Source organism: Sphingobacterium sp. WM, assembly GCF_029542465.1.
GTDB classification, from domain to species: Bacteria; Bacteroidota; Bacteroidia; order Sphingobacteriales; family Sphingobacteriaceae; genus Sphingobacterium; species Sphingobacterium cellulitidis.
The window spans coordinates 120,628-138,291 of sequence record NZ_CP120709.1; the positions used below are offsets into that span (position 1 = coordinate 120,628).

General features: G+C 38.7%; 14 protein-coding genes. 6 read left to right on the plus strand and 8 right to left on the minus strand.

What is annotated here, in order from left to right:
- Positions 1-137 precede the first annotated feature (137 nt).
- Entirely contained in the window at positions 138-1,946 is a 1,809-nt protein-coding gene (locus PZ892_RS00535; RefSeq protein ID WP_277711929.1) for a hypothetical protein, read from the plus strand.
- A gap of 10 nt (positions 1,947-1,956) precedes the next feature.
- Entirely contained in the window at positions 1,957-3,153 is a 1,197-nt protein-coding gene (locus PZ892_RS00540; RefSeq protein ID WP_277711930.1) for a hypothetical protein, read from the plus strand.
- A 57-nt stretch (positions 3,154-3,210) separates the two neighbouring features.
- Here PZ892_RS00540 and PZ892_RS00545 read toward each other — a convergent pair whose 3' ends face one another.
- The 3 genes from PZ892_RS00545 to PZ892_RS00555 all read right to left on the minus strand — a co-directional run bounded on the left by PZ892_RS00545 (position 3,211) and on the right by PZ892_RS00555 (position 9,690).
- A complete protein-coding gene (locus PZ892_RS00545) occupies positions 3,211-4,581 on the minus strand; it encodes a RagB/SusD family nutrient uptake outer membrane protein (protein ID WP_169715202.1) in 1,371 nt (456 codons plus the stop codon).
- A 17-nt stretch (positions 4,582-4,598) separates the two neighbouring features.
- Complete coding sequence (locus PZ892_RS00550) at positions 4,599-8,090, minus strand: SusC/RagA family TonB-linked outer membrane protein (protein WP_277711931.1); 3,492 nt, start codon at positions 8,088-8,090, stop codon at positions 4,599-4,601.
- Between the two features lie 547 nt (positions 8,091-8,637).
- The gene (locus PZ892_RS00555) at positions 8,638-9,690 is read right to left on the minus strand and encodes a sugar phosphate isomerase/epimerase (protein ID WP_277711932.1); all 1,053 of its coding nucleotides are present in this window, start codon (positions 9,688-9,690) and stop codon (positions 8,638-8,640) included.
- 393 nt (positions 9,691-10,083) lie between these two features.
- Here PZ892_RS00555 and PZ892_RS00560 point away from each other — a divergent pair, with 393 nt between their 5' ends.
- On the plus strand, positions 10,084-10,488 hold the full coding sequence (locus tag PZ892_RS00560; RefSeq protein WP_094281319.1) for a hypothetical protein: 405 nt from the start codon (positions 10,084-10,086) through the stop codon (positions 10,486-10,488).
- A 53-nt stretch (positions 10,489-10,541) separates the two neighbouring features.
- On the opposite strand, the gene PZ892_RS00565 is transcribed toward PZ892_RS00560, so the two are convergent.
- Positions 10,542-11,762, minus strand: coding sequence for a glycosyltransferase (locus PZ892_RS00565; protein ID WP_277711933.1), 1,221 nt, complete (start codon positions 11,760-11,762; stop codon positions 10,542-10,544).
- A 76-nt stretch (positions 11,763-11,838) separates the two neighbouring features.
- Here PZ892_RS00565 and PZ892_RS00570 point away from each other — a divergent pair, with 76 nt between their 5' ends.
- Positions 11,839-12,420 (plus strand): tRNA-(ms[2]io[6]A)-hydroxylase, encoded by a 582-nt coding sequence (locus PZ892_RS00570; protein ID WP_094281323.1) that lies wholly within the window; start codon positions 11,839-11,841, stop codon positions 12,418-12,420.
- A gap of 289 nt (positions 12,421-12,709) precedes the next feature.
- On the opposite strand, the gene rlmN is transcribed toward PZ892_RS00570, so the two are convergent.
- Positions 12,710-13,789: a 23S rRNA (adenine(2503)-C(2))-methyltransferase RlmN gene (gene rlmN / locus PZ892_RS00575; RefSeq protein WP_277712938.1), complete on the minus strand. Its 1,080-nt coding sequence runs from the start codon at positions 13,787-13,789 to the stop codon at positions 12,710-12,712.
- A 162-nt stretch (positions 13,790-13,951) separates the two neighbouring features.
- Between rlmN and PZ892_RS00580 the strand changes: the two genes are divergently transcribed.
- On the plus strand, positions 13,952-14,368 hold the full coding sequence (locus PZ892_RS00580) for a hypothetical protein (protein WP_277711934.1): 417 nt from the start codon (positions 13,952-13,954) through the stop codon (positions 14,366-14,368).
- On the opposite strand, the gene PZ892_RS00585 is transcribed toward PZ892_RS00580, so the two are convergent.
- The gene (locus PZ892_RS00585; protein WP_277711935.1) at positions 14,358-15,236 is read right to left on the minus strand and encodes a DUF4349 domain-containing protein; all 879 of its coding nucleotides are present in this window, start codon (positions 15,234-15,236) and stop codon (positions 14,358-14,360) included. The genes PZ892_RS00580 and PZ892_RS00585 overlap by 11 nt on opposite strands.
- Before the next feature lie 93 nt (positions 15,237-15,329).
- Positions 15,330-16,364, minus strand: a complete 1,035-nt coding sequence (locus PZ892_RS00590) for an LLM class flavin-dependent oxidoreductase (protein ID WP_306427052.1) — start codon at positions 16,362-16,364, stop codon at positions 15,330-15,332.
- Positions 16,365-16,518: 154 nt separating this feature from the next.
- Between PZ892_RS00590 and PZ892_RS00595 the strand changes: the two genes are divergently transcribed.
- Positions 16,519-17,208 carry a phosphoribosyltransferase family protein gene (locus PZ892_RS00595; RefSeq protein WP_277711936.1) on the plus strand — a complete coding sequence of 230 codons (690 nt, stop codon included), beginning with the start codon at positions 16,519-16,521 and terminating at the stop codon, positions 17,206-17,208.
- Between the two features lie 23 nt (positions 17,209-17,231).
- Here the strand turns inward: PZ892_RS00595 and PZ892_RS00600 are convergent, their stop codons facing one another.
- On the minus strand, positions 17,232-17,618 hold the full coding sequence (locus PZ892_RS00600) for a VanZ family protein (RefSeq protein ID WP_094257549.1): 387 nt from the start codon (positions 17,616-17,618) through the stop codon (positions 17,232-17,234).
- Positions 17,619-17,664 lie beyond the last annotated feature (46 nt).

Genomic DNA, 17,664 nt, shown 5'->3' on the forward strand with positions numbered 1-17,664 from the left:
GTATATACAAGAAATATAAGCGCCTGTAAGTGAGGTTAATACATCCTTGGCTAGGTTTTTGATTCTTTCCAAATCGGACTATTCTTTCAAAAAAAAGTAATAGATTGCCAATACCAATTTTCGAGTAATTTATCCATATGAGAAACATTCTGATCATTGTACTTTTGCTAATTACCTTTTCTGGCTTTGGTCAAAGCTTGCTTAATGGCACACAGGAAGTAATTAATCAGGTCGAGGCTTTGAACCTGAAAAATCAGGATGACAAATCCTTGGACCTCCTTAATCAAGCCTTAAAGAACCCTGCAAATGGTCCTGATGATATTATCTACCTGAATACCTATAAAAGTGGAATATTCTTAGAAAGAGACAGTTTGAAATTAGGAAGTGCAACCGTTGACCTGGTTATTGATCAAATTGATAATACCAATAATCCTGTCACAAAAGCAATGGCTTTGCGGGCAAGGGCATTCATGAATAGTTATCTGAATTTAACCGACCAAGTGGTCAAGGATTCACAAGAAGCTCTGAAACTCTTAGAAAACGAAAAGAATGTAGACCATCTCAAATATTATTTCAATTATCTCATCTATGCATCCTATACGGGTTGGGATGAAAATAATAAAATGGAGCATTATATCCGAGAGTGTGATAAATACGCCCAAAAGACTGATAATAAAAATTACATCGCGAATGTGCAACTCGGATATGCGAGTGTGTACTTAAACAAGTATAGAAAGTCGAAAGATAAAAAGGATTTAGACAGTAATTTCTTCTATCTGCAAAGAGCTTATCAGTTATTTGAGGAGTTTCCTTCTAAGGTGAGTAGCAATACCTTGGTTGTTGCCGCTATCAATCTTGCTAATTACTATTTGGAATATGATAATGGGCCAATCGCTAAGCGCAAGGAATTGGCATATAAATATCTTGATGAGGCGGAAGTGGAATTGAAGAATGACCGCGCCAGGTTCAGTAGATGGATCAATATTTATGGAATCAAGAGTGACTTTGCTGTCAAGGAAGGAAATATTGCACTAGCTGAACAATACCTTATTGAGGGGGTAAGTAAGCTGGATTCCAGAAGAGATAACTCCCTGTTCAGGTTGGAATATCTACTCTTTAAACATCTAGCAGACCTTTCCGAAAAGAAAGGCGACATTAAATCAGCCTTGAATTATCAGAAAAAATCAGAAAGTGTTCTCAAACAAAATTTCGATCAGCAACAAATTACCAATACCCAGAAGCTGGAAATTCAATACGAAACCGAAAAGAAAGATCAGCAACTTAAGCTATTGGGAGAAACAGCTGATTTGAGGCAGAGACAAAATTATCTATATGGCGGTTTGGCAATCCTGGCCACATTAGGTCTAGCCTTTATGTTTAGGTCTTACCATTTTAAGCTACGATATTCCATCGAACGCGAAAAGAAATTAGCCTTGGAAAAAGAAGATGCAGAACAGAACGCTGAGATGCAAGTTCGTCTAGAAAGGGAGGAACAAGCTCGTTTGAAAGCCGAACAGGACCTACTGGAACTGAAACATCAACAACTACAAAAGGAAGCCCTTGCAAACTCGTTGATTATTGAGCATAAGAATGACATGCTGAAGCAGATCCAATCCAAACTTCAAGATGGTGACCCCCGTGATATTCAAAAGTTATTGCGTGAAGAGACTCTGCTGAATGCTGATTTTGAGGATATTAAATGGCAAATTCAACAATTGCACCCGACATTCTTCTCGCAATTGATAGAAAAGGCCAATCAAAAACTTACTCCATTGGATCTTAGGTATTGCGCTTATATTTATTTACAGATGTCTACCAAACAGATCGCCCAAGTATTGCATGTAGAAGCACAATCAGTACGGATGTTCAAGTATAGACTCAAACAAAAGTTTGGACTTTCCAAGGAAAGTGACCTGGAGTCTTTCTTGCAGGAAGTGGGATCCTAAACTAAAGCTTATGAATTGGGATAAAATCAAAAGTAATTTCAGAACAGTGCTTGTCACAAGCCTATTTGTCCCTGTTCTTCATGCTTGTCAAGCACAAGAGGAGACCCACTATGTTCCCGTTCTGGAGGTTTCTGAATTGACGGAGGGCGAACCGAATGGATATGATATTGCCTTTCAACCCACAAAAATCAAAAACCTGGCAAACGATACTGAGGCAGAAATTCTATTTCAAAATGAGGAACTTTCTTTTGGCTTTTTCAATGATGTCCTCTTTACCAATCCGCAACAAGGCTTGATTGTTGGAGGAACGAGGTTAGCTATTCGTACTACGCTAGATGGCGGCAAAAACTGGAGGGCTTATGATTTTTCTAGATTTGCCAATGCCTTCCATAGCACCGCCCAGACCAAAGATCATGTTTATGTACTGGGTGAAAGTAAGTATGTTTTTAGGAGCAACACGCAGTTTGAAAACTGGGAAGTCTTTGATTGCAAGGATCTCTATCCAGACGCAGAAAGTATTACCTGGTATAAATTGCGTTTTCTCAATGATAACTTTGGGATAGCAGTCGGGGAAAGAAAAGATAAGCTTGAGCCCTTAATGATGTTGACCAAGAATGCTGGTAAATCCTGGGAATCTGTAAGCTTAAATGATAGTCTCCTGAATAATAAATCATGGATTGATATTACAATATTGGATACGCTAAACTGGTTGGTCTTGGATGCTGCCATTGGTTCTCCATTTTATACTGCTGACGCAGGAAAAACCTGGTCAGATTATACTTCACCATTACAGACCAATGTGGATGCAACATTGAGGTCCTTGTGGATGGTCAACCCCAAGGAATTGTACGGCGTTGGATCTCGCTCTTTTTGGCGGTCTACAGATTTTGGAAAGAATTGGATGCGCTTAGATATCTCTAAACCTTTCAATCCAATCGAAGATTATAACGAAGGTGATTATTTAGTCTTTACTGATATCACTGGGATTGATGATGATATTTATTTAACCAGTACTGCTGATTACATTGACGATGGTCGATATGCATTTGCTTATAAATTTGATAGAGCAAGTGAATTATTGAAACCAATCTTACTTTCAGAGACGGCTGCTTTCGTAGGAGAATCCCATGCAATTTATGCCTTGGATAAAGAGAATATTTTTATCATGGATCGCGATAAGCTATATCGGGTCAAGGATAAAAAATAAGACCTACGAAAAAAGGAGGCTATTCAGCCTCCTTAGAACATAAATTGTTTATTGTACTTAGTAACCAGGGTTCTGAGTTAGTCCACCGCCCAAAGAAATTTGAGCTGTTGGAATTGGGTATATCATGTACTCTGCTTTGCTAAGGCTTTTGTATTTCTTCAAGGCCAATTTCGTTCTCACAAAATCAAACCAAGTCTCGCCTTCGAACATCAATTCGCGTTCTTTTTCCTCCTGTACAGCGGTGATAAAGTTCGCTAAGTTCCCAAACGATCCAATAGGCTTTGTCACTCCAGCTCGGTCTTGAACCATTTTCAATGAGTTATATGCCGCTTGACTGACGCTATTATCCACTCTAGCTTTTGCCTCCGCATGAATCAGGTAAAGTTCTGCTAATCGAATTACAGTTACATTTTGACTTGCTGGTGAGAAATTAGGAAACTTGCCCATGAAATAATTATTATTGCTTCCTTTCTTGATGGTGAAATCTTTCCTTTTATCTGCTTCTTCATACAGGTCTAAAACGGTGGAGTCCTTTGCAAAGAATAAGACTGATGCATTATCATTAGCTACCGAAGCTAAAGGATTGGTCGCTTGATCGTCGAATTGCAATTCGAAAATTGCTTCATTCGTGTTTTGAGTAGTCCATATTGTGCTATAATCCGAGACCAAACTGAAACCTCCTGAGTTAATGACCTCATTGGATAAGTCCGCAGCTTTTTTATAATCATTCGTAAAGGATGCCTGGTAGAGATAAACCTTGGCTAACAAGGCTTTCGCACCCCAATGGGAAGCTCTTCCGCGTGATTCATCGCCTGAATATGGGTTTTCTTTAGGCAATGCAGCAATAGCATCGGTAAGGTCCTTTACGATTTGCGTATAGGTGTCTTCCTTTTTAGCTTGTGGCGTATTGAGATCATCACCTTCTTTGGTGGCTGTTAATTTTAAAGGAATTCTTTCAAATGCCCGAACCAGAAAAAAATAATTTAATGCCCGTATAAACTTAGCTTCGCCAACCAGGACCTTTTTCTTTTCATCGGAGATCATGGATGCATCCATATTCGGGACTTCTTCAATAACATTGTTTGCAGCATTGATCGTTGCATATAATGCCTGCCACATATTGGCTGTCCATGGATTGATTGCTTGAATTTCATGCGCGGCTATGGTTTCATATTCCGGATAGACAGCCGAATGTCGAACATGCACAGCCGAAAATTCAGGAACAATCAAGGTAGATTGGCCCCATGAATAAGAATTCATCATGGACCGGTATGCTCCAATAACTGCCGCATTTGCATTCGTCTCGGAGTTGAAGTATTCATCTTCTGTAATCTGACCTAAAGGGTCTTTATCTAGAAATTTGTTGCATGAACTCATGGAAATCGCTGTCAATGCAACGAAACATATGGATAATATTCTATTTTTCATTTTCATATTTGCGACCGTTAGAAAGTTAAGTTAATACCTGTAGTGAAAATCCTTGGTTGTGGATAACTTCCATAGTCATAACCGTAAATTAATCCTGTATTTGCACCACCATGGCTCGAGCTAACCTCTGGGTCATAACCTCTATATTTGGTGAATACATATGCATTTTGTACTGTCACATAGAAGCGTAATCTCTTCATCTTGATACGCTCTGCGACCTCTGTTGGTAATGAGTAGCCCAAGGTGATATTTCTGATTCTAAAGAATGAACCATCTTCAACAAACCTTGAAGAAACAGCACCATTATCTAAGCTTCCCGGAGCAGGACGCGGTACATCGGTAATATCTCCCGGCTCACGCCATCTATCTACGAAATCTATAAATTGATTGGAACTTGGGTTAAATCCTTCTAGACCTGAAGCCAGGTTGTAATTGAAAATATCATTCCCATAGGAGAATTGTCCCAAGATGCTCAAGTCGAAGTTTTTGTATTCAAAATTGTTGGTAATACCACCGAAGAATTGAGGGTTGGGATCCCCAATCATCACGTGATCTTCATAGTCTGTAGGTGTTACTGCCTCGCCATTCCTACCTAAATAATCAATCATCCCAGTCTCTGGATTAACACCTAATGCCTTCCAACCATAGAAAACTCCCAATGGCATACCTGGAATCGCACGGTTCAAATCGCCAACACCTCCACGCATTTCGGATAACCCTTCTGGTAATGCCAAAACTTTATTTCTATTAAAAGTCATGTTTAGGGAAGTATTCCATTTGAATTCTCCCACTAGGTTTTTACTGCTTAGTTCAAACTCAAATCCTTTGTTTTCAATATCACCGGAGTTCGTGAAGCGATTAATAAATCCTGAACTCGTTAATATTGGAAGACCAATCAATAAATCGCTTGTTTTCTTGTAGTAATAATCTGCCAATAAGGAGATTCTATCATTGAAGAAACCGGCATCTACCCCAACGTTCCATTGTCTGGTAGTTTCCCATTTCAAACCCTTGTCACCAAGCACATTTGGAATAAATCCCGCCTGGCCCATATAATTGTTACCACTGGAGTATAAGGAACGACTCGCATAATTTCCAATATTTTGATTACCTGTAATCCCCCAAGATGCTCTTAATTTCAAATCACTGAAAGTCACATTATCTTTTAAGAAATCTTCTTCAGAGATTCTCCATGCTGCAGCCATCGATGGGAATACTGCCCAACGGTTATCAGCTCCAAATCGAGAGGATCCATCCATTCTCACATTCGCATTGATAATATATCTGTCCTTATATACGTAGGATGCTCTGGCAAATCCAGATGCGATAGCCCATTCTTCAGGATAAGCATTGGCGCCTGTTATCACACCACCACCAGTTACATAAGGAATATCGTTGTTTGGAAAGCCTGAGCGCTGCGCATGAGTGAATTCCAAACGTGATCCTTGAACCGAGAAACCACCTAAAGCATTGATGTAATGGTCACCAAACGTTTTGTCAAAGGTTAGTGTAGTCTCGTTGATCCATAATTGATCGCGGGTACTTCTGCTAGCCCCAATACCACCTTGACTTGTGTATGAGCGTAATCCAGTCGGAGGCATAAAAAAGGTTTCATCAATAAAACTTAAGTCTGTCCCGAAGCTTGTCTTCAATAATAACTCTGGAATAATATTATATTCCGCACTTGCATTCGCTAGGATACGATAAGTTTGAGCCTTGTTGGTTGGTAATTCCAACATAGCAACAGGGTTCTCTCTGGTTAATCTAACTTGATCATAGTAATAGTTTCCATTGTCATCATAAACCGGAATATTAGGCGGCGAGAAAATACCTGATTTTGTCGAACCTTCTTTTGAATTTTCTTCCTGAACCCTATGATTCGTTGCTCTAGTCAAGTTCATCGAAGTTGAAAATCTTAATTTATCACTATGTTGATGATTCAGGTTTAATCGACCACTTAATCTGTCGAAATCTGAGGATAACAATACCCCACCTTGCTTCATGTAGCCTACTGAAGTATAATATTGGGTTTTATCACTACCTCCACTTGCAGAAAGTTCATAATTTCTGGTTGGGGAAGTTCTAAAAATAGCTTCTTGCCAGTCAGTATTCACTCCTGGATTGGAGAATATCTGATCAGGAATCGTTTTACTAGGGTCTTCCTCTTGTAAGATTCTGTAGTAATCCTTCATGTAGTCCTGATACTGGGCAGTATTCATGAAATCATAATACCTTTCTTTCGGTACCTGCGAAAACCCTTCATACATATTGAAGTTGAATTGGCTTTGTCCTGCAAGACCTTTTTTTGTTGTAATCAATACGACCCCATTAGCGGCTCTGGAACCATAGATGGAAGAAGATGCCGCATCCTTCAATACTTCGATGGATTGAACATCCGAAGGATTGATTGAAGAAAGGACATTGATCCCTTGAGTACCACCACCAAAGTCAAAAGTAGAACCTCCGGTGAAATTTGTAGTGCTGTTTACTGGGATTCCGTCTACCACGTATAGTGGGTCTGAACTGGCGTTGATGGAGGTTGTACCACGAACCCGAATGCTGATACCACCACCTGGTGAACCTGACTTTTGAGTCACTTGCACACCACCAGCCTTGCCTTGGATAGCCTGAGTAACACTTGGTAGAACCTCATCTTCGATTTCATTGGCTCCAATACTCGAAACGGCTGTTGGAAGGGTAGCTCTTTTCATGGTACCATATCCTACAGCAACCACTTGAACGGATTCGATGGTATTGGTTTCTGTTGCCATGACGACTTGAATGTCTTTTCGATTTCCAACGGTTTGGGTTATGGTTTTATAACCAATGGATGAAAATCGGATTTTATTTTTAGCATCCGCGGCGATTTGAAACTTCCCGTTTTCGTCGGTACTGGCAGTGGCATTTGAGCCAACAACCTTCACTGTAATTCCCGGCAATGGACCTGAAGGTCCAGTCACGGTTCCAGTGATTGTATTTTGTCCAGATGGAGCTGTACCTGTGGTTTCTTGAGCTGTACTATCTGTCGCAACAGCATTTTGGGAGCTATCCACTTGAACCAGGCTGCTGTCAGTTTCAGTTATCGTGCTATCGACTTGGCTGCTGTCCACATTGGCTGAATCAGTTTCTTCAGCTTCTGATTCTGGCGTAGCAACCAACATTTTCACGTCCAATTGCTTTTGATTATTGACATGAATTTCTTGGGTGGCAAAGCCAGATTTTAGGAAAACCAATACCCCATTGGGGTTGGCCGCAATTTTATACTCTCCATTCTCATTGGAAAGGACAGAATTTGTGGTCCCCTGCTCAGTGATTACCACACCTTCAACAGCTGTACCAGTGGAATCAGTAATCTTTCCAATGATATCTAAGGAATCGATGTTTGCGGAAGGTAACTTGGTTTTTAATTCTAATTTGTGATTTTTCTCGTTAGTGCTTGCCCGACCTTGATGGCAAAAAAGCATGAACGTACATGCTATGAATAGCGAACGGTAAAGGATTTGCGTCATATATTAATTGTTTATCAGAGTACTTTTTAAATAAAAATTCCGTTCAAATGGTGATTTAAATAGCCTATTTCCTGGAAGAAATGGGATTAAATCCTCAAACTTTATATCAAGTTTGTTACAGTAATGTGTATTACTTAAACGAAACCAAACCTATTTTGTTATAAAAATTCCTGAAATAAATAAAATAACAACAATTTATTGACGAAAGTCGAAATCTAACTAATTAGCATTTAATGAGAAATGGCTAAAAATAAAGCCATGAATTTTTGGATGATTCTTCGCTATTGTTTGAAATAATTACGTACTAATCCTTCAACTTTCATTCCTGTTATGGAATAGCTTTATTCAAATTTTACCTAGGAGCGGAGTTGTCCCGGAAATCCTTCGGACCTTGTCCGCAAAAATTCGAACAAGCTCCGACAGACCTCCGAAGAAGGTCCGAAGAAAGTCCCCAGAAAGTGGGAGTTTGAGTCAAGCTATTCCATAAATTGGGACAAAAAAAGAGCCGCTCGATTCGAGCGGCTCTTAAGAGAATTTTATTTAAGAATTAAATACCTAAAATTTCTTTATTGAAGTTTTCATCAGCGCCAGTTGCTGCGAAATCATCAAATGCTTTATCGGTTACTTTGATAATATTGTTTTTGATAAACTGTGCACCCTCGGTTGCTCCATCGACAGAGTTTTTCAATGCACATTCCCATTCCATAACTGCCCAGCCATCAAAATCATAAGCAGCTAACTTGCTGAATATGCCTTTGAAATCGACTTGGCCATCTCCTAAGGAACGGAATCGACCAGCACGTTCTACCCATCCAGAGTAGCCACCATAAACACCTTGTTTTCCTGTAGGGTTGAATTCAGCATCCTTCACATGGAACATTTTTATGCGTTCATGGTAATAATCTATATAACTTAGGTAATCCATTCCTTGCAATAATAGGTGGGACGGATCATATAGTAAACAAGCTCTTGGGTGATTATTTGCGGCTTCTAGGAAACGCTCGTAACTCACGCCATCATGTAAGTCTTCACCAGGGTGAATTTCATAACAAACATCTACTCCGTTTTTATCGAACTCATCCAAGATAGGTAACCATCTTTTCGCTAATTCCTTAAAACCGGTTTCTACCGCTCCTGCAGGACGTTGAGGCCATGGGTAAACCATATGCCATAATAATGCACCGCTGAAAGTAGCATGAGCATTCAAACCTAAATTCGCGGAAGCTTTTGCCGCCAATTTTAATTGGTCAATCGCCCATTCTGTTCTGGCTTTAGGGTTATTTCTATATTTTTCTGGAGCAAAGCCATCAAAAAGTTTATCATAGGCAGGATGAACAGCTACTAACTGACCTTGAAGGTGGGTGGATAATTCTGTGATCTCAACTCCTTTTTCTTTAAGCTTTCCTTTGATCTCATCCGCATAAGTCTTGCTTTCCGCAACTTTTTGCATATCAAAGAAGTTAGGGTCATTCGTAGGGATTTGCACGCCTTTAAAACCAAGGGAGCTCGCCCATTCACTAATAGTTTCTAGATTATTATATGGAGCTTCATCTGCTATAAACTGGGCAAGAAATATACCCGGACCTTTTAATGTTTTCATAAAATAATAGTTTTACTAAATATAGGAAATCAATCTGTTAAATAGTGTATTTGAAACACTAAAATCTAAGTTGGTAACAAATCATTTGCAAAATCAGTGGGTCTTTTTCCGGTGGTTTGCAGGAAGGTATTTGCTATAGCTGTGATTGCCTCCTATTTTGGTTGATAGCGAATTAGTTCGTAAAGTACCTATGAAAGGCGCACCTTTTGAAAATTTTTTCAAAGGTGTTTTTTTTGACTAAAAATGTTGTTTCTGTCTATCTAAATGGATAAAAAACTAGATTTTTACCGCTTAGTCTAAGGATAGAAATCTTTTTCTTAACATTTCTTGGCATAATGATTGGAAGTATGCCCGAGGAGTAAATGAGTTTTAAAGAAATTAGATTATAGCATTATGAAAAAGTTAATGATTTTGGGTTTAGTGGCAATTGGATTTGCTTCATGTAGTAAAGAAACCCTGAATAGTGCGGAGAATGATATTGCTCTGAATGCAATTCGTACTGGGGAATGGAAGAATGTAGTGAAAACTACCACTGTAGATGGAAAAGAGATTACGGATACCATTGCTTCAACGAGCAGAGGAACCTATTTAGATTTTGATAAAGACGGCTATGCCTATGTTTATGATGGTAAAGGTGGTTCAAAGTCTTTTGCATACAGAATTGAAAATTCAAAAACTATGTATTTTGATAATGTTCAATACAAGATAAACGAAAGTATTATTCAGTCTACGATTAGATTTTCTATTTCCGGACAGGATAATGCAGCAAATACGAAGATAGAGTTTAAAAGAAAGTAGAAATTAAACTTAATTTTGAGAACTGGCATATGCGTATTACGTGTATGCCTTTTTTATTTTTTATTCTTTTCCTCAATCCATTGCGATAGATATTTTGAGGCGAGAAATTGATTGGACCATAAAATTTGGCCAACCATATTCTTCATTCGCAATCTATTTAAATCAGTTTCTAATTTTTCAATCTGCGTTAAAAACTCCATTCCCCAATTAGGATCTATTAGGGATTTCAGGATTTTTTCAGCGGTCTTGGATGCGGTATTCCATGCTACTGAATCTTGATACAGTGCTGTTGAAGCATCAATTAATTCATTCGTTGTACTCGCTATTGTACCTGGCCATTCTTGATTTTGAAACATGGCCTCCGCCCCAACCTTTGAGCTGACTGAAGGAGTACCAGCATAAAGAGCGTCAATAAATTTTCCTTTTAATCCAGCTCCAAATGGGATTGGCGCGAAAAGAACCCTATACTTTTTTAGGGTTTCAATGGCATGATCTGCACGGCCCATTATCCTAAACCCTTGTTTAGGTTGATTTAGCTGCCATACCTTTTCAGTAGGATAGGCGCCATAGATATGCATTTCTGCTTCAGGTAATCTTTTTCGAATGGAAGGCCATAATTCTTTAATGACCTGAACGGTTTTCCAATTAGGTTCATGTAGAAAATTGCCAATAAAGGTAAAATGTTCCCGATCCTCGAAACCATAATTTGATTGTTCCTGATTATGTGAAACCTGAAAAGGCAGATAACATAATAAGGACTTAGGGACATTGAATTCTTCTTGAAGGAGGTTCATTTCAAAAGCAGAAATAATCAGGCTTAAATCTGAGCGATAAATTGCTGCTAGTTCTCTTTTAGCAAGGTCAGAATATAAAAGAGAATCATCGAGTTCGATTCCTTTCTTGTATGCATTTTGACGTCCTTGTCTTACGAAATGTAAGTCTTCGGTATCCAGAATTCGGATGGCATCCGGACAATTTTGAGCAACTCTCCAGCTGTATTGTTCCTCAATCATAAATCGGTCGAATAGCACTATTTCAGGGTTTAGCTCCTTTATGATTTCATCAAAAGAAGAGTCGTTTAATGTAATTTCGATTTCCTGCACATCTTTTTCCAGTAGAGGGAAACTAAACTCTGACTTACTTGCCGCAGAAGCGAAGGTTATTTTATAACCATGAGAAAGAAATAGGTCCACGAGTTGGAGCATTCGCCAACCTGCTGCAGAGGAGGTTGGTTCTGGCCATACTAAACCGATGAAAAGTATTGTTTTTCTCATGCTGCAAATTAGCATTATTTCATGTATTTAGGGGGATGATTTTGTTTTCATTACCTTTGTTGAAATTTTGATTACTATGTTAGGACTTAAACTTTTGACGGACCCACGTTGGGCAAATATTGCGGAATCTAATTTGGAGGAAATCTTGACGGATCACGCTTGGTGTGAGCAGAAAGCAGCTTCCAATGCTATTTCCTTAATTACCCAAAACTCCGAGCTTGAGGATTTGGTTCATGAATTGACTGCCATTGCCATTGAAGAAATGGAACATTTCAAGATGGTGATTGATATTATCAAAGAGCGCGGTTATGAATTAGGCCGCGAACGCAAGGATGATTATGTAGGGCAATTAATGAAATTTGCCAAGAAGGATGGTTCGAGAAATCAAGCTTTTATTGATCGTCTATTATTTGCGGCGATGATAGAAGCCCGAAGCTGTGAACGATTCAGAGTCCTTTCCAAAAACATAAAAGATCAGGAACTAGCCAAGTTTTATTATGATCTGATGGTCTCAGAAGCCAATCATTATACGACCTTTTTGAATTTTGCGAAAAAATATACCAAAGACGTAGATGTCGATAAACGCTGGAAAGAGTGGTTGGACTTTGAAGGGGAATTAATCCAATCCTACGGAACGAAGGAACATATCCACGGATAATCAGGTAGGGGCTTATTGCATAAGCCCTTTTCTATAAAATGTTTCCGGATGAAACATGGTGTATGCGGTTGTGATATTGGTAGGGAAACCGAGTCGATATTAGGTCGAGAAGCCGAGTCGATATTAGGTCGAGAAGCCTAGTCGATATTAGGTCGAGAAGCCGAGTCGATATTAGGTCGAGAAACCGAGTCGATATTAGGTCGAGAAGCCGAGTCGATATTAGGTCGAAAAGCCGAGTCGATATTAGTCGCGTATGCGGTTGTTTAAGGGGGGCGTATGCAATACGCCCCTACGAAGCGCTTTCGGTTTTATCTTTGATGGCTAATTGGCCACATGCGGCGTCGATATCTTTTCCTCGGCTACGACGGACATTGGTGATTACACCTTGGCTGCGTAGGTAATTTGCAAATTGGTCGATTTTGTCGGCTTCTGCATTGACGAAATCTGCTAATGCAATTGGGTTATATTCGATGATATTGACCTTGCAGGGAACATTCTTGCAGAATTTTGCTAATTCTTTGGCGTCTTGGATTTCATCATTGAAATTGTTGAAGACGATATATTCGAATGTGATTGGGCTTTTAGTCTTGGCGTAGAAATACTTCAATGCTTCTGCTAATGCTGCTAATGAGTTTTGCTCATTAATAGGCATGATTTCATTTCTTTTATCATCATTTGCTGCATGCAGAGAAAGAGCTAGGTTAAAACGAACCTCATCATCTCCCAGTTTTTTAATCATTTTGGCAATTCCGGCAGTGGATACTGTGATTCTTTTTGCAGCCATGTTTAAGCCATCTGGAGAGGTAATACGGTCTACAGATTTCATCATGTTGCTGTAGTTCAACAAGGGTTCACCCATTCCCATATAAACAATGTTTGTTAGGGGATGTCCGTATTTTTCTTCGGCTTGTTTGGCAATCAAAACTACCTGATCATAAATCTCATCGGCATTCAGATTTCTTTTTCTATCCATATAACCCGTAGCGCAGAATTTGCAGGTTAAACTACATCCTACCTGAGAGCTCACACATGCTGTCATACGGTCATCAGCAGGGATAAGTACCCCTTCAATGACATTGTTGTCATATAAACTGAACGTGCTTTTGATGGTTTTATCTGAACTGATCTGGGATTGTTTAACTTTTACAGCATTGATGGTAAAATTGGCTTTTAAGGTCTCCCGAAGAGACTTGCTCAAGTTGCTCATTTCGTCAAAATCAGTGCAGGATTTTTGCCAAAGCCATTCATAAATCTGCTTAGCGCGAAATCCCTGCTCACCCATTTCAACAAGTGAATCTTTTAACTGAGTTAAACTCAAACTCCTGATATCTACCGTTTTTACTGCTTTTTCCACGGTACAAAGATACATCAAAAAATATAAGCTAGAAGTAATAAAATTCTGTTAGGCCGAATAATAGACTTTCATGATAAATTTTCGTTATCAATTTGTTATCTCTTTGATGAGCTACAATTTCTATTTCTAACTATTATTATAATTACATGGGTTTTTGTACCAGACCGTATTAATAAAATGAAAATCAGTCTTTTATTTGTATTGTTTATGATGATGTTGTGTTCTTGTACACAGCTAAAAAGGAATGCTTGTATTGGAGATTTTCAATCTACTTTCAGCCAAGTTAAACCCGAATCAAAAATAGATTTTCAGCGCATGGATTGCTTTCCATGGGATTCACTCATGTTATTGGCATCTTACCATTATTGTGGGCAAATACTGGAGGAAACGGGAGTGGTACTTCCGGAAAATCTATCCACCAACGATCCTGAAGTAGGATATCTGGTTTTCCTACAAAGGAATCAGGTTCAAAAGATCATTCGGATTAAGAAGGATCAATTGAACCTAAGTTCCTATATTCAAGCTAATGCATATTCCTCAAGTTATCTGATTTTAGATCGTCAGAAATGTGCTGCTTTGACTTTTAAGAATTAATCTTTTTTGCCCTCTTGTTTTTTCTGATTTTTTGGATGGTCAGGATAATTACTGCAGCAATAATCCAGATTGGCCATATTCCAATTACTCCTAGAACTAGTGTTTGGATCATATTCCAGCCGAACACCAATGAATCTTTCATTTTTACCCAGAATGAGTTGCTACCCATTGGAAGGTTTGCTTGGTATTCGAATAGATTAACTGTTAATGTGCAATAATTTACCTGGTTGCTAAGGTTTCGCATAGTTGCCTCGCTACTGTCGATATCCTCCTGCAATTGTCTGATCTGTTCTTGGATTTCAAGTAGATCCTTAACATTCTTTGCACTACTCACCATATTTTGATAGCGTTCAAGAAAAGCTCTTTTGCTTTTTAACCTGGACTCCAAATCATAGTATTGAATAGAAACATCCTGAGCACTGATGTTTTTATCCGTAAGCTTATCTTCACCTTTCTCCAGGGCACTCAAGAAATTATCAAATGCGTTTGCTGGGATGCGGATTGTCAGGTTATAAGAAGTGAAATCGTTGTTATTACTCGTATTTTCTTGTTCATAATAGGCATTGAATTTTTTTAATAGTGCATCTAAATTTGCCTTGCTTTGTTCTATTTTTTTGGACTCCAGGGAAATATTGCCTGAACGGATTATTTTGCTGTTATTATTTTGTTGATTTTGAATAGGTTCATTTGTCGATGCATCATTCCTATCAACATTGTTGCCTTTCAACGCTGATGGTTCTAGCATAACATTATCTACGTTGCTAGCCGCTTCCATTTGATCGGCTGAGGCCACATCTTCCTGATGGTTATTTCTGCATGATGCCATTGTTAATAACAAGAGCATTGGCCAAATAAAGATTCTTTTCATAGCTTAATTTTATTGGGGGATGCAGGAAGGTATCAAATTCCATAAAAAAAGAAGAACCGAGGCTCTTCTTTTATTTATTAATAGTTCTTGTATTTATTTCAATGCGTCTTTAACTTTTGGAATGATTTGATTTCCATAGAGTTCAATAGCCTTCATCATTTTACTATGGTCTGGGCTACCAACATCCGTATGTGCGGAAAATCTAGTTAGACCAAAAGTTTCCTGAATTTGGAGGATCTTATCAACGGATTCATTAACATCAGCGACGATAAGATGTCCATGGCTTGAGCGGCCGTAATCGTATTGCGTTTTTTGGTATGGAGGCCATCCTCTGGAAGCACCAATTCTATTCATCTGAGCTGAATAATACGGATAGTACCAATCTGCGATTTCTTTAGAATTTTCTCCGAAGAAAGAGTGCATATGTACACCGACCTGATATTTGCTCATGTCATGACCATTGTCTTTATAGGCTTGTTCGTAGATTTCAAACAAAGGTTTGAAATTTATTGGAGAGCCTCCAATGATGGCAAACATAACTGGTAGGCCCAATCTACCTGCACGGATTACAGATTCGGTGGTTCCACCTACAGCAATCCAGATTGGTAATTTGTCGTTTACGGCTCTTGGATATATGCTTTGGTTGATTAAGCTGGAGCGATGTTTTCCGGTCCAGTTTACTGTTTGAGAGTTATTGATTCGAAGCAAAAGATCTAATTTCTCTTCAAACAGGGAGCTATAATCTTTCAGGTCGAATCCAAAAAGGGGGAATGATTCGATAAAAGAACCTCTTCCGGCCATAATTTCGGCCCTTCCATTCGAGATTAAATCTACGGTTGCAAAATCCTGATATAGTTTTACGGGGTCGGCGGAGCTTAATACGGATACTGCCGAGCCCAATTTAATTCGTTTTGTTACGGTTGCAGCTGCTGCTAAGACAATTTCGGGAGCTGCAACGGCATAATCAGCCCTATGATGTTCTCCCATTCCGAAGAAATCAACACCAACTTCGTCCATCAGCTTAATCTCTTCGATTATTTCCTGTAGTCTTTGTTGGGGAGCTTGTATTTTACCTGTTTGAGTATCTATTTGTAAATCCCCAAACATACCTATTCCTAATTCCATCATCTTTAATCTTTCTTTCTTATGCTACAAAAGTACGGTCAATATTGTTCTTGAAAATTGATATATGTTAAGAAGTGATTTTTTTTTAAAATAAATCCGGTAAAAGCGGCTCGATAATGGTTAAATAAATTATATTTATAAATAAAAATAAAAACCAATGATTAAAGTTTGGCGATCGGTGTGGGACTTATTTTATCCTCAGGTATGTATGGGTTGTAAGGAAGTTCTTGTTAGTCAAGAAAATATGCTCTGCACGAGTTGCTTGTTTCATTTACCAGGGACGGATTTTCATTTTGATAGTAATAATGAAGCAGTTCAATTGCTGAAGGGAAAGTTCAGGTTTGAATTTGCGAGTTCGATGTTGATCCTGAAGCCAGGTTCCATTGTGGAGGAATTAATCTATAATTTAAAATATAATAATCATCCGCAGGTAGGATACTTCTTGGGGCAACGGTATGGATTCCAATTAATGGAATCGCCCTATTTTAAGGGGATAGATGTTATTATTCCGATTCCATTGCACCCAAAGCGATTTCTAAAAAGAGGGTATAATCAAAGTGAAGTATTTGCTCGCGGTTTATCAAGAAGCATGGGTGTTTCAGTGGATTGCACTGTCTTGAAGCGTAGGAAATATCAAAAAAGTCAGACAAAGATGGCCACAGAAGAGCGAATCAATAATGTTGAGGATATATTTATCTGTAAATTCTCAGAAGAATGGAAAGACAAACGTATTTTATTGGTCGATGATGTATTAACCACGGGGTCGACCATAACTTCTGCAGCCGTGGAATTATTAGCGACCATGCCCGACTGCAAGCTATACATTGCTAGTATAGCCCGAGCATAAAATAAATTCAGGAAAAGATCGGATTAATTATATTGGAATTTCCGATTATACAAAAGTAAATAGCTGAAGAGCGCCATTCCAATTCCCACATAATCAGCAAAGATATCCCACCAATCAGCTTGACGGCTTGATGTGAAATACATTTGAGCTGCTTCAGTAAAGAAAGCAAACAGGGAAGAAACGCAAAATACAACGATAATCGTCTTTAATTTCGTTGCTCTTCTTTTGGTATCAACAATTCTTCCGAATAGAATTAAAGTAGTTAGTAGGTAGAAACTTCCTGTGTGAACTAATTTATCAAAACCTTCAAAAAAACCTCCCGTTGGGAAGTCATTTGCTGGCAATAACATTAGGAGCATCATAATGATTGCCCATAAGATTGCCCATGCGTAATTAATTATCCAATTCATTGATGATAAAAATCGTATTTAAAAGTCAGATATAAAAGCTTTTATA

Coding starts and splice junctions, on each gene's coding strand:
- PZ892_RS00550 (WP_277711931.1), bottom strand. CDS start 8,090: ATGACGCAAATCCTTTACCGTTCGCTATTCATAGCATGTACGTTCATG.
- PZ892_RS00540 (WP_277711930.1), top strand. CDS start 1,957: ATGAATTGGGATAAAATCAAAAGTAATTTCAGAACAGTGCTTGTCACA.
- PZ892_RS00590 (WP_306427052.1), bottom strand. CDS start 16,364: ATGATGGAATTAGGAATAGGTATGTTTGGGGATTTACAAATAGATACT.
- PZ892_RS00560 (WP_094281319.1), top strand. CDS start 10,084: ATGAAAAAGTTAATGATTTTGGGTTTAGTGGCAATTGGATTTGCTTCA.
- PZ892_RS00585 (WP_277711935.1), bottom strand. CDS start 15,236: ATGAAAAGAATCTTTATTTGGCCAATGCTCTTGTTATTAACAATGGCA.
- PZ892_RS00535 (WP_277711929.1), top strand. CDS start 138: ATGAGAAACATTCTGATCATTGTACTTTTGCTAATTACCTTTTCTGGC.
- PZ892_RS00600 (WP_094257549.1), bottom strand. CDS start 17,618: ATGAATTGGATAATTAATTACGCATGGGCAATCTTATGGGCAATCATT.
- PZ892_RS00545 (WP_169715202.1), bottom strand. CDS start 4,581: ATGAAAAATAGAATATTATCCATATGTTTCGTTGCATTGACAGCGATT.
- PZ892_RS00555 (WP_277711932.1), bottom strand. CDS start 9,690: ATGAAAACATTAAAAGGTCCGGGTATATTTCTTGCCCAGTTTATAGCA.
- PZ892_RS00565 (WP_277711933.1), bottom strand. CDS start 11,762: ATGAGAAAAACAATACTTTTCATCGGTTTAGTATGGCCAGAACCAACC.
- rlmN (WP_277712938.1), bottom strand. CDS start 13,789: ATGTATCTTTGTACCGTGGAAAAAGCAGTAAAAACGGTAGATATCAGG.
- PZ892_RS00595 (WP_277711936.1), top strand. CDS start 16,519: ATGATTAAAGTTTGGCGATCGGTGTGGGACTTATTTTATCCTCAGGTA.
- PZ892_RS00570 (WP_094281323.1), top strand. CDS start 11,839: ATGTTAGGACTTAAACTTTTGACGGACCCACGTTGGGCAAATATTGCG.
- PZ892_RS00580 (WP_277711934.1), top strand. CDS start 13,952: ATGAAAATCAGTCTTTTATTTGTATTGTTTATGATGATGTTGTGTTCT.